At 45.5% G+C, this 19,213-nt stretch carries 16 protein-coding genes; 11 read left to right on the top strand and 5 right to left on the bottom strand.

Annotated elements, in window-relative coordinates:
* The first annotated feature begins 32 nt into the window (after positions 1-32).
* The 3 genes from GTQ48_RS12310 to GTQ48_RS12300 all read left to right on the top strand — a co-directional run bounded on the left by GTQ48_RS12310 (position 33) and on the right by GTQ48_RS12300 (position 2,734).
* Positions 33-641, top strand: coding sequence for a copper chaperone PCu(A)C (locus GTQ48_RS12310; protein WP_239060107.1), 609 nt, complete (start codon positions 33-35; stop codon positions 639-641).
* Between the two features lie 205 nt (positions 642-846).
* Positions 847-1,320 (top strand): Dps family protein, encoded by a 474-nt coding sequence (locus GTQ48_RS12305; RefSeq protein WP_163106967.1) that lies wholly within the window; start codon positions 847-849, stop codon positions 1,318-1,320.
* 268 nt (positions 1,321-1,588) lie between these two features.
* Entirely contained in the window at positions 1,589-2,734 is a 1,146-nt protein-coding gene (locus GTQ48_RS12300; protein WP_163106966.1) for a PQQ-dependent sugar dehydrogenase, read from the top strand.
* A gap of 177 nt (positions 2,735-2,911) precedes the next feature.
* On the opposite strand, the gene GTQ48_RS12295 is transcribed toward GTQ48_RS12300, so the two are convergent.
* Together GTQ48_RS12295 and GTQ48_RS12290 are read right to left on the bottom strand one after the other, a co-directional pair.
* Entirely contained in the window at positions 2,912-5,026 is a 2,115-nt protein-coding gene (locus tag GTQ48_RS12295; RefSeq protein ID WP_163106965.1) for a S9 family peptidase, read from the bottom strand.
* A gap of 196 nt (positions 5,027-5,222) precedes the next feature.
* A complete protein-coding gene (locus tag GTQ48_RS12290) occupies positions 5,223-5,552 on the bottom strand; it encodes an Mpo1-like protein (RefSeq protein ID WP_163106964.1) in 330 nt (109 codons plus the stop codon).
* Positions 5,553-5,784: 232 nt separating this feature from the next.
* Here GTQ48_RS12290 and trxA point away from each other — a divergent pair, with 232 nt between their 5' ends.
* Positions 5,785-6,654 carry a thioredoxin gene (trxA, locus tag GTQ48_RS12285; RefSeq protein ID WP_163106963.1) on the top strand — a complete coding sequence of 290 codons (870 nt, stop codon included), beginning with the start codon at positions 5,785-5,787 and terminating at the stop codon, positions 6,652-6,654.
* Between the two features lie 77 nt (positions 6,655-6,731).
* On the opposite strand, the gene GTQ48_RS12280 is transcribed toward trxA, so the two are convergent.
* The gene (locus tag GTQ48_RS12280; protein WP_163106962.1) at positions 6,732-7,160 is read right to left on the bottom strand and encodes a hypothetical protein; all 429 of its coding nucleotides are present in this window, start codon (positions 7,158-7,160) and stop codon (positions 6,732-6,734) included.
* Positions 7,161-7,406: 246 nt separating this feature from the next.
* On the opposite strand from GTQ48_RS12280, the gene GTQ48_RS12275 reads away from it, so the two are divergent.
* The 6 genes from GTQ48_RS12275 to GTQ48_RS12250 all read left to right on the top strand — a co-directional run bounded on the left by GTQ48_RS12275 (position 7,407) and on the right by GTQ48_RS12250 (position 13,240).
* Complete coding sequence (locus tag GTQ48_RS12275) at positions 7,407-8,570, top strand: aminotransferase class V-fold PLP-dependent enzyme (protein ID WP_163106961.1); 1,164 nt, start codon at positions 7,407-7,409, stop codon at positions 8,568-8,570.
* 107 nt (positions 8,571-8,677) lie between these two features.
* Complete coding sequence (locus GTQ48_RS12270) at positions 8,678-8,860, top strand: DUF2065 domain-containing protein (protein ID WP_163106960.1); 183 nt, start codon at positions 8,678-8,680, stop codon at positions 8,858-8,860.
* 271 nt (positions 8,861-9,131) lie between these two features.
* Entirely contained in the window at positions 9,132-10,430 is a 1,299-nt protein-coding gene (locus GTQ48_RS12265; protein WP_032095424.1) for an adenylosuccinate synthase, read from the top strand.
* A gap of 313 nt (positions 10,431-10,743) precedes the next feature.
* On the top strand, positions 10,744-12,150 hold the full coding sequence (locus tag GTQ48_RS12260) for an aldehyde dehydrogenase family protein (protein WP_163106959.1): 1,407 nt from the start codon (positions 10,744-10,746) through the stop codon (positions 12,148-12,150).
* 11 nt (positions 12,151-12,161) lie between these two features.
* Positions 12,162-12,578 (top strand): VOC family protein, encoded by a 417-nt coding sequence (locus tag GTQ48_RS12255; RefSeq protein WP_163106958.1) that lies wholly within the window; start codon positions 12,162-12,164, stop codon positions 12,576-12,578.
* Positions 12,579-12,769: 191 nt separating this feature from the next.
* Positions 12,770-13,240, top strand: coding sequence for a LabA-like NYN domain-containing protein (locus GTQ48_RS12250; RefSeq protein ID WP_032095421.1), 471 nt, complete (start codon positions 12,770-12,772; stop codon positions 13,238-13,240).
* 45 nt (positions 13,241-13,285) lie between these two features.
* Here GTQ48_RS12250 and ggt read toward each other — a convergent pair whose 3' ends face one another.
* The gene (ggt, locus tag GTQ48_RS12245; protein WP_239060117.1) at positions 13,286-14,884 is read right to left on the bottom strand and encodes a gamma-glutamyltransferase; all 1,599 of its coding nucleotides are present in this window, start codon (positions 14,882-14,884) and stop codon (positions 13,286-13,288) included.
* A 169-nt stretch (positions 14,885-15,053) separates the two neighbouring features.
* Positions 15,054-16,430 carry a Na+/H+ antiporter NhaC family protein gene (locus GTQ48_RS12240; protein ID WP_163106957.1) on the bottom strand — a complete coding sequence of 459 codons (1,377 nt, stop codon included), beginning with the start codon at positions 16,428-16,430 and terminating at the stop codon, positions 15,054-15,056.
* Positions 16,431-16,628: 198 nt separating this feature from the next.
* Between GTQ48_RS12240 and GTQ48_RS12235 the strand changes: the two genes are divergently transcribed.
* Positions 16,629-18,752 carry a glycoside hydrolase family 3 N-terminal domain-containing protein gene (locus GTQ48_RS12235; RefSeq protein WP_239060106.1) on the top strand — a complete coding sequence of 708 codons (2,124 nt, stop codon included), beginning with the start codon at positions 16,629-16,631 and terminating at the stop codon, positions 18,750-18,752.
* Positions 18,753-19,213 lie beyond the last annotated feature (461 nt).

The following is a 19,213-nucleotide window of genomic DNA, read 5'->3' as shown; positions in this document are numbered from 1 at the left end:
AGTTCCGTTAACCACAACGGAGCAACTTCTCAATGTCATTATCTTCCTATGTTCGCCAGTTTCATGGTAAAGCGTTTAGCTGTCTGCTAGCCCTAACGTGTTTTACTTCGGCTACTGTTTTTGCTCACGGTGAGGACAGCCTTGAGCGTGAAATAAGCCATGAGCATGAGCACGGCAAAAACCATGAGCACGACAAGAGCCATGAGCATCATAAAAAACATGGACACATGACAGACTCCCAATCGCCCGTTGTCCTTAAAGATGGCTATGCCCGAGCAACCTTCCCAATGGCTAAAACGGCAGCTGTTTATTTTACATTGCACAATCATGGCGAAGACGACCTTCAACTAAGCGGTGTTACTGTTGACGCCAAAGTGGCAGACGAAGCGCAAATTCACACCACGAAAATGGAAGGCGACGTTATGCGCATGCGTCACTTAACTGATGGTGTGACCATAGGCGCTCACGAACATGTCACTTTCACATCTGGTGGTTACCACGTAATGCTTTTAGGTTTAAAAAATGGTTTAAGCGAGGGAGGAGAAGTGCAACTCACTCTTCACTTTGATGGGCAAGAGCCATTGTATACGGTTCTACCTGTAAAAGCCGATACACAAGCTGTGCATAAACACGGGCATTAAGCACAGGCATTAAGCACAGTGACGTATTTTTTGATGCCGGACAATATCTGTATCTTTCACGTTGAAACTTAAGGGTCTAGCATCTATAAAATAGATGGCTGCAATCAACTTAATGCGAGTTCTATCTGCATTAAGCTGATGTATAGTATATTGATTCGTTAGCGTTACTGCTAATTAGTTCTAACATTATGTTGAGGAGCGAAACATGAGTAAAATTGATATTGGAATTTCAGAAAGCGATCGTGGTGAAGTAGCACATGGTTTAAAGAAACTATTGGCAGACTCGTACACGTTATACCTTCAAACTCATAATTTTCACTGGAATGTTGAAGGTCCGCAGTTTCGCGAACTACACTTGATGTTTGAAGAGCACTACACCGAGCTTGCAGAAGCTGTTGATGAAATTGCAGAGCGTATTCGTACATTAGGCGTGGCGGCTCCAGGAACGTATAAAGCGTTTGCTGAGTTAAGTGCTATCGATGAAGTCGACGGTGTGCCAGAAGCTACTGAAATGGTGCGTTTACTCACCCATGCTCACGAGCAAGTGGTGAAAACGTGCAGAGAGTCATTGAAATTAGCCCAAGGTGCAGATGATGAATCTTCAGCTGCGCTAATTGGCGATAGAATGCGCGTTCACGAAAAAACGGCTTGGATGCTTCGCGCGACGCTACCAAAGTAGACGTTAAAAGACCGCTCTGTAAAAAGAGGCCTTTGCCCGATATCTCGGGACGAATAAAATAAAGGGTACAGCTATGCTGTACCCTTTTTTGTATAATTGTTACTTCACTAAGTTATATTCGCCCTATTTAGATATAGAAGGTTAAATACAGAAAGCTGGATGCAGAAAACCAGGTACACAGCAAAAGATGTAACTGAGATAGCGCATTAAAAAATGCGGCAGTCAAAAAACGACATCGATAAGAGCAATAGCGAACATTGAGGCACAGATGAAAAAATTTACAGCGGGATTACTTGGCCTTTGTAGTATCAGTTTGGCAGTCAGCCAAGGCGTGATGGCAAATAGTCACAATGACACAGACAAGGTCATTAGCACCAAAGATAACGGGATAAAAGTAACGACACTCGCGCAGGGGCTCGAGCACCCATGGGGAATGGCGTTTCTACCTAACGGAGATATGCTAGTAACTGAACGCTCTGGTGGTATTCGTAGGTTGTCACAAAGCGGCGAGTTATCAGACAGGCTTGCAAACGTGCCAGAGGTTGTTGCAAACAATCAAGGCGGAATACTGGATATTACTATCGACCCTGATTTCAGCGAAAATAATACGGTGTATTTTTGCTACAGCAAACCCTCTGATGAAGGCAAGCCTGGCAGTAGCAGCAGTGTGGCGAAGGCGACACTAATAGACAATGCGCTCGAAAATGTAGAGGTAATATTCAGTGCTTCACCTGTTATCGACAATGGTTTCCACTTTGGGTGCCGATTAGTATTTGATGCTGAAAAGTCTCTGTACGTCACCCTTGGCGATCGCTACAAATACATGAAGGAAGCACAAAATACGGATAATCACTTCGGTACTATTGTGCGCATAAATCGCGATGGCGGCGTACCTGATAGTAACCCTTTCACTGACGGTGATGCGCCGGAAGTATTCAGTTTTGGTCATCGAAACGTTCAGGGCGTAACGGTTCACCCCGATACTGGTGCAGTGTGGGCAATGGAGCATGGGCCTAAAGGCGGTGATGAAATAAACCTTATCAAAAACGGCGCTAACTATGGCTGGCCTGAAATCACTTATGGCATTGATTACAGTGGCGATATCATCAGTGATAAAACTCACATGGAAGGCATGGAGCAACCTTGGCTCTATTGGGACCCTTCTATCGCTCCTAGTGGGCTCGTATTTTATACCGGTGACATGTTTAAAGAATGGCAGGGAGACATTCTTGTGGGGTCGTTGAAGTTTACTCATCTTCGTCGTATCGATGTGGTAGATGGAAAACCCACAGAGCAGCACGAATACCTACGAGATAACGGCGCTCGCATCAGAGATGTTGAGGTTGACGAAGCGGGTGCAATTTATCTGTTAACGGATGCGCCAAATGGCAAGGTGCTAAAGCTGACCAAATAGTGCCAATGCCAACGGCAGTGTTAAGGTCAGTGCCAATACGAGTGACTCAATAGGTCAGTCGACGCTCTTATCATCACGAGTAAGACAGGGCTTGGCAAAAAAAAAAGCAAAAAAGGCAAGCAAAAAAGCCGAGCTAGCGAAGTGCGCTAGCTCGGCTTTTTATTTGAAGCGCGTTGTTTATTTATCTTTACCGTCGGATGTGGTTTTGTAGCGCTCGAACCACGCAATAATATTCCCCACCTTTTGAATAAGGCGAGATGGCTTGCTTGCTATCCCGTGTGAGGCGCCAGGTATTCTCACCATGGCTGCATCAATATCCTGAAGCTTTAACGCTTGGTAATACTGTTCAGACTCACTAATCGGCGTGCGGTAATCAGACTCACCGGTTAACAGCATAGTGGGCGTCGTCACGTTGCCAACTAATGAAAGTGGGCTGCGTTTCCACAGTTTGTCGGCAATATTCCACGGCATATCAGACATCCAATATTGACTGAAAAACGGATAGGCATCGGCGGTCAAAGCAAAGCTCATCCAGTTAATCACGGGCTTAGCAACCACGGCCGCAGCGAAGCGGTCGGTCTTTCCGATTGACCAAGCAGTGAGCACACCACCCCCCGAACCACCTGTAATAAATAGGTTGTCGGTATCAACATAACCCTTGTCGATGACAGCATCGACGACATCCATAAGGTCGTTATAATCCTCAGATGGGTAGTTATGGTGAATAAGGTTGCCAAAATCTTCGCCATAAGAGCTACTGCCTCTTGGGTTAGACCAAGCCACTACATAACCTTGTGCCGCCATTAACTGTATTTCCATGGCGAAGTGGGGGCCGTAGGCAGCGTGCGGACCACCGTGAATTTCTAAGATAAACGGGTATTCTTTACTGCTATCAAAACCGGGTGGTAGTGCTATCCAAGCATCGATGTTTCGCTCATCAACGCTAGAAGTTACCGATAAATCAATCACCTCTGCAAGTGCCTTATGACCCAGTGTATCGTCGTTGAGGTGTGTTAACGCTCTATCGTCATCGCGGGTGCGATACAAAGTGAGATCCCCCGGCATGTTTCGAGCTGCGCTGGTATACACAACGGTACCTTCATCGCTCATGGCGAAGGCCCCCGATGTATACGGTCTACCTAGTGATTGACCACCTATGGCAACGTCCAATGGTTTCACGTCGCCTTTGAGGTTCACTGCTGCTAGCTTATTGTCACCTTCATCGAGGTATGAAAAGAGAAGCCCTCGACTATTCTTACGCCAAGTAAAGTCGCCAATAGCACGGTCAAGGGAAGAGGTGAGACGGGTAATTTCGCCGTCACTTAGCTTCATCACAAGCAGGTCGTTGTTTTGATAAGACAGTTTTCTATCGTTAACATGGGTAAACGCGAGGTATTTACCATCTGGGCTTAGGGCGGGTGAGCCCTCAGGTCCTTCCATACTGGTCACTTGCTCACTTTCAGCGGTAGCGACGTTGACTCTGTAGATATCACTAAAGTAAGGATGCAGGGCATAGTCCTCTCGATGAGGCGTGGCAAAGTATATCCAATCTCCATCCCGTGAAAATGAAAGCGAACCACCGCTGGGAAACTTTCCATCCGTCAATTGTCTTGGCGTGCCGCCTTCAACAGGAAGAACATAGATTTGGTTATATCCTTCCCGTAAATAGCCTCGTCCGTCGCCGCGGTATTGCGTGGTATCAATATAGGTGGCTTGTTCTGCCCATTTGGCTCCTTCTGGCTTTGCCGGCATGCCGGTAAATATTGGGGCGTTTTTTTCTTCGGTAAAAAGGCTAAAGGCAAGCGACTTGCCATCAGGAGACCACGTTAAGTTAGATGGCGCTTCGTCGCTATTGGTAAGGCGTACAGATTGCTTTGAATCAAGGTAATACAAGTGCAGCTGAGCGCGTCCATCAACGGCTTTGGTATAGGCGATAGCAGTGCCGTCGGGGGACAGTGTGGCTTGAGAAATATTTTCATCTTGCGCAATGAATGGACGATGTTTACCTGAGCTTATATCAACCTGCCACAGCCTGCTTTGCCTGCTGTCAGACATAATGTCTAAGCTCTGACGGCTATAAATAACGGTGTCATCATTGATGAACTGCGGATTAGAAACAAACTCTAAATTGAATGTGTCGTTGTAGGTTAGCACGTTGGGTGCGTTATCAGTTGGGCTTGCAACACCAACGCTATCAGCAGCAGATACTGGCGTTAGGGCAGCGCATATAGCCGTCATCGCAGCACATAACGCGAAGTTACGTTTACGATTTACCAAGCGGTAAGCAGACATAGGTTTTCCTTTTTATTTTTAATGCAGAGAATGATTCGGTAACGATCATTTCTCTTACCATAGCCTGTTGCTTTAAATTGTGTAAAGCCTGTGCGGCAAACTTGCCCTTTAGTGTGACAAACAGCTCAATGCCTTTGTATTGGGGCGCGCGCAGAAACTGCTTATTGAGGCTAATTGTTAAGGCTAATTATTTTGGCTAGTTCCTAAGGCTAATCCGGCCTACCAAAATATCTTTAAACATTACCCAGTCGCCTATAAAGCTGTATAGGGGGTATTTAAAGGTAGCGGGTTTATTTTTTTCAAAGAAAAAATGACCCACCCAGGCAAATCCATATCCCACTAGGGGAATCAACCAAAGGTAAACCAACACGTTAGTGAATATGGCCGTGGCGACAATACCCAGAACAAGCCATGAGCCAATAAAGTGCAGCGTGCGGCAAGTGGCGTCGCTGTGTTCTTTTAAGTAAAACGGATAAAACTCTGCAAAAGAGCTAAAGCGGGAATCAGACGATATTTCATTGCTCATAATTTTCTGCCCTATTTATACACGTCATCGCTTACTAAGGCGAAGCGCTTATTCTTACTATTTACACTAATTTAACATGGTGCTTTGTCAAATAATGTCATAAATACGACAATGTTTTTTCTACTTTGACTGTCATTACTGCCTATAAATAGGATATGCGCTTAGCCTTGTATTTTGTGTCTAACTACCCCATATTCCTTTGCATGTAATGATTTAACAAAAGGCACCCGTTATGGAAAATATGATTGCTAATACTCAGGCAACCATTGTTGATATTACCGTCGAAAACTTTCAACAAATTATAGTTGAAGCGTCGCAAGAGAAAGTGGTGCTTATCGATTTTTGGGCTCCGTGGTGCGAGCCATGCAAAGACTTACAGCCAATTTTAGAGAAACTTGCCGGTGAATACAGTGAGCACATGATACTGGCGAAAGTTGATTGTGAAGCGCAACAAGAGGTAGCTGCTCAGTTTGGTATTCGCAATCTGCCCACGGTGATGGTAGTGCAAAACGGTCAACCTGTAGATGGTTTTGCCGGTGTGCAGGGCGAGCCGCAAATACGCGAAATGTTGGGTAAATACTTGCCTAACCCTGAAGACGAACTGCTTGCCACCGCGGGTAAAGCAATTCAGCAGGGTGACTATGCTGCAGCATTACCTGCTGCAAAAGAGGCGCTGGCACTTAACGAAAGTAATGTGAACGCTAAGTACATGCTTATCGACTGTTTTATAGAAACAGGCTCAATCGATGTAGCTAAGCAGCTATTGTCAGAAATTAAGCTAGTGGATCAAGACTCCCGCTACCAAACTTTAAATGGAAAAATAGAGCTGGCGGAGCAAGCGGCCGATACTCCAGAAATACGACAGCTGCAGTCGGTGGTTGAATCGAACCCAGATGATTTACAAGCAAAGGTGGATTTGGCCGTTCAGTTACAGCAGGCCAATAAGGCGCAAGATGCACTTGCACTGCTGTATGCGGTGTTAAAGAAAGAGCTTGGTTTTGGCAATGCTCGCAAACTGATGATGGATATGATGAACGCGCTACCAGACGGCGACCCGCTTAAATCTGAATACCGCAGAAAGGTATACAGCCTGCTTTACTAAACGGCACAAGGCATAGTCTTAACCGCGGCTGTTAAGGCTATGCTTTTCCAAAACCAAGTCTTTGAGACATTGGTCTCTCACGGCTTTGTTAGAATGGGTGAAAACCCCTCCTGATTAAGCCAGTTAAGTGCTTCAAAATACTTTTTAAAATATTGCCGTTCGTAGTGAGGAAATTCTGAATCTCTTTGTTTAGACGGGTGAGTTCGCTCAAGGTGGGCCTTTTTAACCATGCCACTGTCTAGTACGTAGGCCGAACGGCACAGCCCCATAGCAATGTTGGTCTTAATGGCTTCTGAAAGGTACGCCTGACAATCTGGTGTAGCGAGCACCCAACGCCTACCATCCATTAACGCTGCCCAAGGTTCACCATCAAAGCGTTTAATCAACGAATGCATCTCTTCAACAAATAGCTGGGTGGTCTTTAAATTCCACGCGCCTAAGGCAAACACTTCTAACACATTGCCAGAAATGTCCACAGAGTAATTGCCGTAAGGAGGGAACTGCATTTCTTTTTTATTACCACCCTGTTTTTGAAAGTGTGTGCCTAACGAGAGTTAATGTGAAGCGTATGATATTTTATACTGTTACCTCATTTTATAGCATATATTCTGGGTTTTAAAACTTACATAGGTATAAATATTCATACTATGGATTAAACTTTTTACACTTAGGGAGAGTTTAGTTTGCTCTTTTCATGTCAGCGCTGATAGGTTTTGGTAAGTTAAGTGTTGTCAAAACAAGAGTATTTCATCATGTCCTATCAGCATTTTTATACCAGATTCCTCAAGGCAAATGAGGGCAAGCAACATTACGCGTGCCACAGTCATTACTTTTGGCCAGACTGTACTCGCGAGGCCATGCTTCAATACTGGGATGATAGCGCCCGCTACGTTGATGCAAAATGGGGCTATTTTTTTGAAACACTCGTTCCCGAATTACAAAGCAAGATAAGTGAGATCATCGGTACTAGCGCACCAGAACAGCTGGTGTTTGCATCTAATACCCATGAGTTACTGTATCGCATAATGAGCTGCTTAGATTACTCTCGCGAAGTGACCATTGTATCCACAGATAGCGAATTTCATAGCTTTCAGCGGCAAGTCACCCGCATGAATGAACAAGACAATATTAATCTTATCAGCGTGCCCACCCAGCCGTTCGATACTTTTAGCGCGCGTTTTAAAGCTGCTATTAATGAGCATCAGCCAGATCTGGTGTTTTTTAGTCATGTGTTTTTCAATTCAGGCTACGTGGTAGATGATGTAGACAGTATCGTTGCTAGTGTAACGAACGACGATACGCTAATCGTGGTAGACGGTTATCATGGGTTTATGGCAAAGCCTACAAATCTTAAACATATAGAAGACAGAGTTTTTTATTTATCGGGAAGCTACAAATACGCGCAGGCAGGAGAGGGGGCGTGTTTTGCTCATATTCCCATAGGCTGTACGTTGCGCCCTGTCTACACCGGGTGGTTTGCCGAATTTGGTACGTTAGATAAGCCTCGTTCGGGGGAGGTCCAATACAGTACCGACGGCATGCGGTTTGCCGGCGCCACGATGGACTTTACTGCGCTGTACCGTCTGCGTGCAGTACTAGAGTTATTTGAAGCGCATCACCTCAGTGTCGAGAAAATTGACGAGCACGTAATGGGCATGCAGCGTCACTTTTTAGCTCAGCTAGATGCAAGCGGCCACACGCAGATTAACCGACAAGCGTTAGTGGTTAAAGATGACAACGTACGGGGGCATTTTCTCACCTTTGAATTTGATAGTGCTGATGAAACCCAGCAGTTAGCGAATGCTTTAAAAGCGCAGAACATACTCACCGATTACCGAGGAAATCGATTGCGCTTTGGATTTGGCCTATACCATACGCCAGACTATGTAGATTTGAGTGCTCTTAGCAAGGTGTAACGCACTATTTAATAGCGTCCTTCTCCCTCAACGGTTACCCTTGTAAACTTATTCATAGCTTGTTAACTAAGGCTGCTAGCTGAATTCGCTAAAGAAAGGAGAGGGAAATGTCATGGTTTATACCTGCACTGGCAATGGTGCTTATTATTGAGGGAATAGGACCATTGCTATTTCCCAACAAATGGCGCAATTACTTGCTGCAAATAAGCCAGCAGCCCAGTAATCAACTTCGTCAAATAGGTGGTGTGTTGGTTATTTTTGGTACACTGTTACTCCTGTTTTTTTCATAGCTCAATGAGCACTTCAATAAAAGCATAAGAAAGACGGTTTTAATTCTATTGACCGTTTGTTCAGTTTATCCCGCTTGCGAGTAAAAAACGTTACCCGTTAACCCTTTATAAAATATAGGGTTAGTGGGGTTTGTACCTTGCTTTATGAGTGCATTGACAAAATATCTTCACACCAAAGGACGTTCTGTGGCGCATTTTTGTTCGAAAAATAGATGATCCTTTGCGTAGAATTTTGTAGAATCCCCGCCTAATTTTTTAACACATATGATTCATGGCAAAGAACGTTGTGGTACTCGGCACTCAATGGGGTGACGAGGGTAAAGGAAAGGTCGTAGACCTACTCACTGATCGCGCAAAATATGTTGTTCGCTACCAAGGCGGACACAACGCAGGTCACACTCTAGTAATCGACGGTGAAAAAACCGTTCTTCACTTAATCCCATCAGGCATCTTACGTGACAACGTTACCTGCATAATTGGTAATGGTGTTGTGTTAAGCCCAGACGCACTTATGAAAGAAGTCACTATGCTAGAAGAGCGTGGTGTTCCTGTGCGTGAGCGTTTGAAAATTAGTGAAGCTTGTCCTCTGATTCTTCCTTATCACGTAGCACTTGATGTTGCTCGTGAAAAGGCGCGAGGCGCTAAAGCCATCGGTACAACCGGTCGCGGCATTGGTCCAGCTTACGAAGACAAAGTGGCTCGTCGCGGTCTTCGCGTGGGTGATTTGTTTAATGCTGAAGACTTTGCTGCCAAGCTAAAAGAAGTGCTAGATGTGCATAACTTTACGCTGACTCAATATTACGGTGAAGAAGCGGTCGATTTTGACGAAACGTTGAAAGGCGCGATGGAAGTTGCCGATATTCTTAAAGCAATGGTTATTGATGTTACCGACGAACTTGATAAAGCCGACAAAAACGGTTTGCCAATCATGTTTGAAGGCGCTCAAGGTACGCTGCTTGATATTGACCACGGTACCTATCCTTATGTTACTTCGTCGAACACCACAGTAGGCGGTGTGGCAACAGGTGCAGGCTTTGGTCCATTGAAGCTTGATTACGTGCTAGGTATTGTAAAAGCCTACACAACCCGAGTTGGTTCTGGTCCATTCCCTACAGAGCTAGATTGTGAAGTAGGTCAGCACTTAGGTGTTAAAGGTCATGAGTTCGGTGCAACGACAGGTCGTAAGCGTCGCACAGGTTGGTTTGACGCTGTGGCCATGAAACGCGCGGTGCAGATTAACTCTATCACAGGCTTTTGCTTGACCAAGCTTGATGTACTTGACGGTTTGGAGTCGCTTCAAATTTGTGTAGGCTACAAAGACGCTGACGGTAATGTGAAAGACGTACCGCCTATGGCTGCTGATGGCTACGATAAGATAACGCCGGTATACGAAGAAATGCCGGGTTGGTCTGACAACACCTATGGTGTTACAGAGTTTGAAGGCTTACCGCAAGCAGCGAAAAACTACATCAAACGCTTAGAAGCGTTAACAGGTGTGCCAATCGATATCGTATCAACAGGCCCAGACAGAAACGAGACTATCGTGCTACGTCATCCTTATGATGCCTAATGCAACGAAACGTTAGCTTAAGTATGCAGCCGCCGCTGTATTCTTAAGCCGATACATCAAAAAAACCTAGCCTGTGCTAGGTTTTTTTATGCGCGAAACAAAGTAGATAACATCGACATAGTTGTCTAAGCAGCCCTAAAACCGCCGTAAAAATACGCTGCAAAGGGCAATAAGCGCTGATCACGCGCTAATAAAATACGGCAACGAGCGAATATTAATAAACAATTTAGTTGCGTTGCAGCAGAACATACCTATTAATAGAGTATAGAAAGTCGAATTTTTTTAGAGCTGACAACGCCAGCGGAGCCTTCATATGCCAACTAGACCTACTCTTCATGCTATCGAACCGGATATTTGTTTTATCGACAATGTTAAAAAGCTAAACGCTAGCTATCGCACCACAAAGACACAGTCTCTCGACTGGCGGAAAAATCAGTTGTTGGCATTAAAGCGCATGTTAGAAGACAACCAAGAGGCGTTGTTAGAGGCTCTTAAAGCGGATTTGGGCAAATGTGAAACCGAGGCCATGGTTGCCGAGCAAGGTTTTTTATTATCCGATATCGATCACACCCTCAAGCATTTAGATAAATGGGTTAAGCCTCGCAAGGTGTCAACTCCCATGGTAGCGTGGCCAGGAAAAAGCTTTCAGCAGCCTGAGTCGTTAGGTACAGTGCTAATCATTGGTGCCTGGAACTACCCTTTACAGCTATTGCTAGCGCCTTATATTGCCGCACTAGCGGCGGGCAACTGCGCCGTATTAAAGCCCTCAGAGCTCTCAGCACAAACCTCGGCGCTGGTGGCAAAGCTTATCCCTCAATACATGGATGTGTCTTGTGTAGAGGTGATAGAAGGCGGTAAAGAAGAGGCAACTGCGTTACTTGCTTGCAAATGGGATCATATCTTCTACACCGGCGGTGAGGTCGTTGGCAAAATTGTGATGAGCGCAGCGGCCCGTTATCTTACTCCGGTTACCCTTGAACTTGGCGGTAAAAGTCCGTGCTTTGTCGATAAAAATACAAATTTGAAGGTTACTGCTAGGCGCATTGTCTGGGGTAAGTGGATGAACGCAGGGCAAACCTGTGTAGCCCCAGACTACATCATTGTAGAAAAGGGCTTTGAGCAGCCCCTCATCGATGCCATTAGAAAAGAGCTTAAAAAGCAATATGGTAAATCGGCACTCGCCTCGCCAGATTACGGCAACATTATCAACAAACGCCATTTAAGTCGTTTACGCAGTTATTTAGATAACGTGAATGTGGTTTATGGCGGCGAGTTTGATGAAGAGCGCCCGGCAATGGTGCCCACCTTAGTGCTCGAACCGGGTCTTGATAGCGCTATAATGCAAGAAGAGATCTTTGGGCCTATTTTACCCATAGTCACGGTACCGTCGTTAGATGATGGTATTGCGTTTGTGAATAACGGTGCTAAACCCCTTGCGCTCTATGCTTTTAGCGACAGCGACGAGGTGCTCGACCGAATTATAAGTGCCACTAGCTCCGGTAGCGTTTGTACAAACGACACCATGTTATTTATGACCAACCCCGAACTTCCCTTTGGCGGTGTTGGTAATAGCGGTATGGGCAGTTATCATGGTCGTGCAGGGTTCGATACCTTTAGCCATTTGAAGACAGTAATGAAGCGGTCATTTGCGCTAGATGTCCCCTTTAGATACGCGCCGTTTTCCAAATTTAAACTGTCGCTACTCAAGAAATTTTTATAATAGGACGTTTGATGACACAGCCTTTTCACTTAGCTATTCCAGTAACAAACTTAGACGATGCCAATCAATTTTATGGCGAACTGCTTGGCTGTGAGAAGGGGCGTAGCGATACCCAGTGGATAGATTGGAATTTCTTTGGCCATCAGCTAGTCACCCACTGCGTAAATGAAATGCCCTCGCCACCTTCCTATAATGGCGTAGACGATCACGCAGTGCCGGTGCCTCATTTTGGCGTAGTGCTAACAATGGGGGTATGGCAGGAACTAGCAGAAAAGGTAGAGGCGGCTAATATTGAGTTTATTGTTGCTCCTTACATCCGTTTTAAGGGAAAGCCTGGAGAGCAGGCCACTATGTTTTTCAAAGACCCTTTCGGCAATGCGTTAGAATTTAAAGCGTTTGCCGACATCAATCAGCTGTTTGCCTCGTAGCTTAAAGTTCAGGCTCGTGGCTTGACGCTCAAAGCGCTACACCTAACGCTTTAGCAGCACACCCTCAGTGTAGTGACATTACCTGGGTAATGTCACTCTCATTTCATTTTCTCAAAGCCAGTGAAAATCAGGCAAGCCTAAACCAGACGAGTAAAAAACAAGCGAGTATAAATCAAGTGGGTAAAAATAATTTGCAGAAAGTTCTTATTTTAGTCGATGTGCAAAATGTCTATTACACCTGCCGTCAGGCGTACAAACGCAACTTTAACTACAACCGCTTTTGGCAGCGAATTAACGCCAATAGCGATATTGTCAATGCATTCGCCTATGCAATAGATAAGGGCGATAACAAACAGCGGGAATTTCAAAATATACTTCGGGCTATTGGCTTTGATGTAAAGCTAAAGCCTTTTATTCAACGTGCCGATGGATCAGCAAAAGGTGATTGGGATGTTGGCATTACCGTTGATGCACTGCAATACGCCGACAATGCCGATGAAGTGGTGCTGGTATCTGGCGATGGCGACTTCGATATACTCGTGGAGGCACTGAAGGCCAAAGGCAAAAAAGTCTCTGTATATGGTGTACCGGCGCTAACGGCAGAAAGCCTGCAAAAAGCGGCATCGGAGTATATACCCATTGATGCCGCACTTTTACTTTAGCACTCTCGCTATTTCAACGCGCTCCTAATACTGGATTTACATGCCTTAGTTAGGGGCAGCAACAATGCTTTTTCCTCTGCCGCTGGCCTCTGATGCTGCATCAATACCTGCGCCAGTTCGCTTAATAAGGTGTACATCACCAAAGCGTCGGTTATCAATGATATACCCCATGCTTTCAAGGTTTTTCAATGTGTCGTTGTTGAAACCATCGTGCATTCTAATGGTGTCTTTCGGAAATAGTTGATGATGAAAACGGGGCGCATTAACGGCATCTTCGGCGCTCATGTCGTACAGCAACACATTTAATAACGACTGCGCTACCGATGAAATAATGGTGGTTCCCCCTGGAGAGCCGGTCACCAGCACCACGTCATTGTCTTTTTTCACCAAGGTTGGCGTCATCGAAGACAGCATACGCTTGTAAGGTTCAATAGCATTAGCCTCGCCGCCTATCGCACCAAAAAAGTTGGGCACGCCTGGCTTGGCGCTGAAGTCATCCATTTCGTCGTTAAGTAAGAAGCCTGCGCCGCTAACCACTACACCGCTACCAAAAGTTAGGTTAATAGTGGTGGTATTGGCAATAGCATTGCCCCATTTATCCATAATAGAAAAATGGGTAGTATCTTCGCTTTCAGGAAGGCCAGGCTTAATCGCGATGGTTTCTGAAATGGTATCTGGTTGAATATCCTTTGCCCGCGCCGCAATATACTGTGGCTGGGTAAGGGCGGCAACAGGCACGCTTACAAAGTCTGGGTCGCCCAGGTATTCAGCTCTATCGGCAAATACACGCTTACCAATTTCCGACATTATATGAATGTATTCGCTGCTGTTGTGGGCTGGCACTTCGTGTTGCGCCGTGTAGGCCTCAAGCATACCAATCCACTGTGCTACAGCGACACCGCCTGAGCTTGGCGGCGGGGCAGTCACTAACTCATATCCCTGCCAGCTCAATTGCAGTGGCTTTCTCCACACTGCTTTATAGGCCGCTAGGTCGTCGTGGGTAATTAAGCCCTTATTCTGCTTCATAAAGTCCACAATAAGGTTAGCCACTTCGCCTGAGTAAAAGCCCTCTTTGCCTTTTAATTGTATGGTTTTTAACGTGGCCGCTAATTCCGGTTGTTTAAATACGGTATTGGCTTTAGCCTGTTGAAAATAGTCTGCAAAGTTGCTGTTAATACCGTTATTTTGAGTTCGGCGTATGTAGTTTGAAATATTATTAGCTAGCTTGTCGTGCACAACAAAACCGTCTTCAGCTAATTGCACTGCAGGGGCGAGTAAGCGTTCCCAGCTCAGCGTGCCATACTTTTTATGGGCGGCCCACATTCCTGCAACCGTGCCCGGAATTCCGGAGGCTTTTGCACCAAAGAGCGATTCGTAAGGTTTTACGTCACCGTTATCGTCTAAATACATATCGCGGTGAGCCTGTTGAGGCGCCATTTCCCGATAGTCGAGAAAGTCGGTAGTGTCTTCAAACTTAATAGTCATAAAGCCACCGCCACCAATGTTGCCTGCCTCAGGCAAGGTGACTGCCAATACAAATTGTGCAGTAATCGCGGCGTCAATGGCGTTACCGCCTTCTTGTAATACTGCCATTGCAGCATCGGCACTGTAGCTATCTGGCATGGCAACTGCCTGCTGCGCCATTAGGCTTTTAACATTATCATTTTCATACAGACCAGCATCAGAAGAAGCCGTATAAGTGCAGCCTGCTCCTAATGCTATGACGCCAAAAAGCATTGCCGCTTTTAGCATCCAGGCATTAAATATTATCCGTCTAGTCATGTATAGCTCCTTTGTAATGCAAAAGTGGGGGTTACCCAATCATAATGACGCTAGCAATGAAGTATGCAATTAGCGTAAGTACACCGGCGAAAAGCGCATAGGGTATTTGTGTTTTAACATGGGTAAGTACATCGCACCCTGCTGCCAGAGAAGAAACCGCTGTTGTATCTGAAATAGGCGAGCAATGATCGCCAAATATACCGCCTCCCAAAATAGCCGCAATAACCAGCGATGGGGGTAGCCCTAAACTTTGTATTAGCGGTACGCCAATAGGAATAAGAATAGCAAAAGTGCCCCACGAGGTGCCCGTGGTAAAAGACATCACGCCACCGGCAATAAATAGCATTGGCACAATAAACACAATAGGAAGGTATTCGCCCACTACGCCAGCAACAAACACCCCTGTTCCTAAGTCTTTTAAGCTATTACCAAGGGTAAGAGAAAGCAATACAATGGTAACCAAGGGCAGAAGCTCGCCCATGCCTTTAAAGCCAATCTCTACCGCTTCTTTGTGGGTGAATCGTTTGTGAAACAACAGCAAGAAATACGCAACGGCAGTAGCGAGCGCTGTGGCGTAAAGTACAGATTTACTGCCGCTTCCTTGTGAAAGCGTGCCGTTACCAGTCCAGAACATAAAGCCCACCATGCTAAATACCATTACCAGTAGAGGCGCTATCATAAAGCGCGCTTTGGTAGCCGGTTCAGAGTGCTGCGTAACGTCGGTGTGAGAAAGCGCGTTTTCTTCTTCTAGCATTGGGCCGTGTACTTTGTCGGCAGATATGGTGTAGGCGACAATAAGAAGAGTAAAAATGGCGTAAAAATTAAATACAACGCTGCCCCATAAAATGGAGGCAGAAGAGGCGGGCAGTTCGTAGGCGTCTAGCAAACTTAGTATAAACGCGCCCCAACCGTTAAGGAGTATTAGTATACAAACTGGCGCACTGGTAGAGTCGATAATGTAGGCAAGGCGAGCACGGCTCATCCCAAACCTATCGTATAAACCTCTGGCAAATATACCCGCAGTCAGCACGCTTAAATTTGATTCGATAAACACCGCAATACCGGTAAACATAGTCAGTCCGCCTACCTGTTTACGAGTTTTGGCTACGCCTTTGCCAACCAGAAAGTTAACGGTAGCGGTAACACCGCCAGAATCGCGAATAAAGGCTAGTAGTGCACCAACTAATACTGAAAATAATAATACCCTTGTGTTACCTGGGCTAGAGGCTGTGCCAACCACTCTTTCAATCGCATTAATCGGCGCAAGGTAAGTGCCGCTTAAATCCGTATTGACCAATATCAGCGTTTCCGCGCAAAGCACAGCAAGGGCCAGTGCGAGAATGACTTCTTTTTTCCAAAATACAACGGCAATAGCCACAATTGGGGGGATGACTGACATCCAATCCATACTACTTTCCAAATTTTAACGTATTGACTTAGCGCCAGGGGAGCGCTCATTAACGTGACTAACTCGCAGAGAAACTGCGGGTTTAGCGGTGATCAGAGCAGTTCGCGTTCTGCTAACTTCCTGATTTCGTTCTGCTAGCTTCCTAATTAATAGTAGCGTACCGTATTGTGTGCGTTGTTACCAAGGATTAGATAAACATTGTCGTTCTTCACATTTAAGAAAACTAAAACCCCCGTTATAACATCATTTCGTTCAGCGCTCTTTGCGTTAACGTTTTTTAGAAAAAGCCTATCCATTGCTGGTTTTATTACGGCAGTAGCTGTGCCTTGTTTCGCATCTGATTTTAGCGCTAGTTTTACACCTAGCAGCGCCAACACTGAAGCCAGTGACGCCCAGCTTACAAAAGCCAAGTTGATGATAGGGCAAAAAATGATGTTGGACTTCCGTTATTTTTGCCAAGACGATACCTTATCCAAGCAATGCAGAACGCCTGTTACGTCCATGCCACAGCCATTACTAAATTTACTCAGTAGTGAAAATATTGGCGGCGTAATACTCTTTAGTGAAAATATTCATAGCGCTAAGCAGCTTGTAACAATGAATTACGAGCTACAGGCCAACATGCGACAGGCGGGAAAAGAAGCCCTTTTTATTGCTGTTGACCAAGAAGGTGGGCGGGTGGCTCGATTACCTACCACTATATTACCTGCTTTTGCCGGCAATCTGGCTATTGGGGCGTCTGCGCATCAACATGGTAATGCGTTTGCTAGCAACATTGGTGAGCACATAGGCAGAACATTGCTGCCGCTGGGAATAAACACCAACTTCGCCCCTTCGGTTGATATTAATAGCGAACCTAACAACCCCGTTATTAACGTTCGTAGCTTTGGTGAAAGTCCTGAACAAACCGCAGAACTTGGTGAAGCCTTTGTGTCGGCTATGCAAAAAGCTGGGGTATTAAGCGCGCTTAAACATTTTCCTGGTCATGGGGATACTCGCGTAGACAGTCATTCGGGGCTACCGCGAGTTGATCATTCGCTTAAACAAGCACAGTCTGGCGACTTGCTTCCATTCGCTAATATTATTAATAGCGACACACCGCCAGCCATGGTGATGAGCGCGCATATTCAATATCCATCCCTAGATAATACCACCATCAAAAACAAACAAGGCGAACTGCAAATTGTGCCGGCCACCTTATCTAAGCGCATCTTAACCGACATGTTGCGCAACCGTTTAGGCTTCGATGGACTCATTGTAACCGACGCGTTGGATATGGCGGGTATATCACAGTTTTTTACACAAGAAGAGGCGGTGATGATGGCCTTTGACGCGGGGGCAGACATTGCACTTATGCCCTATACCATTCGCAATCCACGAGACATAGAAGCGTTTAAAGCTATGCTAAATAGCCTTGCAAGGCGAACGGTGAAAGATAAACAAAAGATGGAACGGTTAACAGCGTCACACCAACGGGTGTTGCGCATGAAGTTACATCATCAATTAGGCCGGTACGTGAGTAAACCTATGTCGTGGTGGCTTAATGAAGCACAGGCGAACACCGGTAAGGCTACTCCACGCAGTGACAAGGTTATCCCAAAATCGAAAGGTAAATCAGCAGGCTATTTAGAAGAGAATGCCAATGCACTGTATTTAAAAGGAAAACAAATCGAGAAAGCGCTTTCTGAGTCGTCTGTTACCTTACTGTTTGGAAAAAATAAACTTCCCGTGAAAGCAGTGAAGTGGGTAGCGCTGATGCCAGATGCAGCGCGATGCTTAGCCCTTGAAGACGCCGTACTTGCTGTCGACACTAATGCTCAGTACGCGTGTTTGCCGCTCATCGAGCTGCCGAATAAAGGGTTAGTATCGCGGTTAATCAAGCAATCTGATGCACTCATTGTGGGTGATATTACGCCGCTTCACGCCAACTATGAGCTTGGTGGGTTAGATCAAGCCTCGCAACTCGCAAATAGGGCGAGTGGAGCGCAGTTAAACGCCTTTGGCGCATATGTAATGAAGCTGGCAAGGTCGCAAGGCAAAACAGTAATTTTTGCTGCAATGAGAATGCCTTACACCGCTAAGGCCGCAATGGACTATGCAGACATTGGCATTGCAACTTATGACTATGCAGTAACAGTTTTACCAGAGTCGAAACAGTCGAATGCTTCACAAGACAATTCATTGGAGAAAAGTGCGCTAATCGAGATCAACAGCGATGAACCTGGCCCAAGGGTGTCTAGTCAGAGTCTTAAAACCTTAATGAAAGTGCTAAGCGGAAAACTTGTTCCAAAGGGGAAATCTCCAGTTAGCTGGCAACAATAGTTACGCTAATATTTTTAATGATATGTGCCAAAGTAATAAAAGTGCTGGGGCTAGTATTAAGGTTGATAGAGGGTTAATACAGGGGCAAAACAGTGTAAAAAAGAGGTCGGAGGCAAGGTGAAAACGAGGTCGAAGGCAAGGTGAAAACGAGGTCAAAACTAGGCGAGTGTTAGTTCAAATACGCGGAATATAGACCTGTAAATTGCAACCCAAACATTGAGCTAAGTACTAGGCCAAACAGGAAGTAAAATACATAAAAAAACGCGCTGAAAATTGGTAAGAATAAGCGGTGTGTTAGTACTCACTAATCAGGTTTTTGAAAAGTCTAAAATGTTATCTCAAACTGAAATGTTAGCAGGTTTTTTGTAAAAACTTTATCAGCAATTTACGCTAATTTTTGTTTACTTTTTTGTGATGATAGACAACGAATAAAGCTACAAATAAGACAATAAACGAAGGAA

Origin of the sequence: Alteromonas genovensis, assembly GCF_010500895.1 — a bacterium.
Taxonomy (GTDB): Bacteria; Pseudomonadota; Gammaproteobacteria; order Enterobacterales; family Alteromonadaceae; genus Alteromonas; species Alteromonas genovensis.
This window is presented reverse-complemented; position numbering and strand designations above follow the sequence as displayed.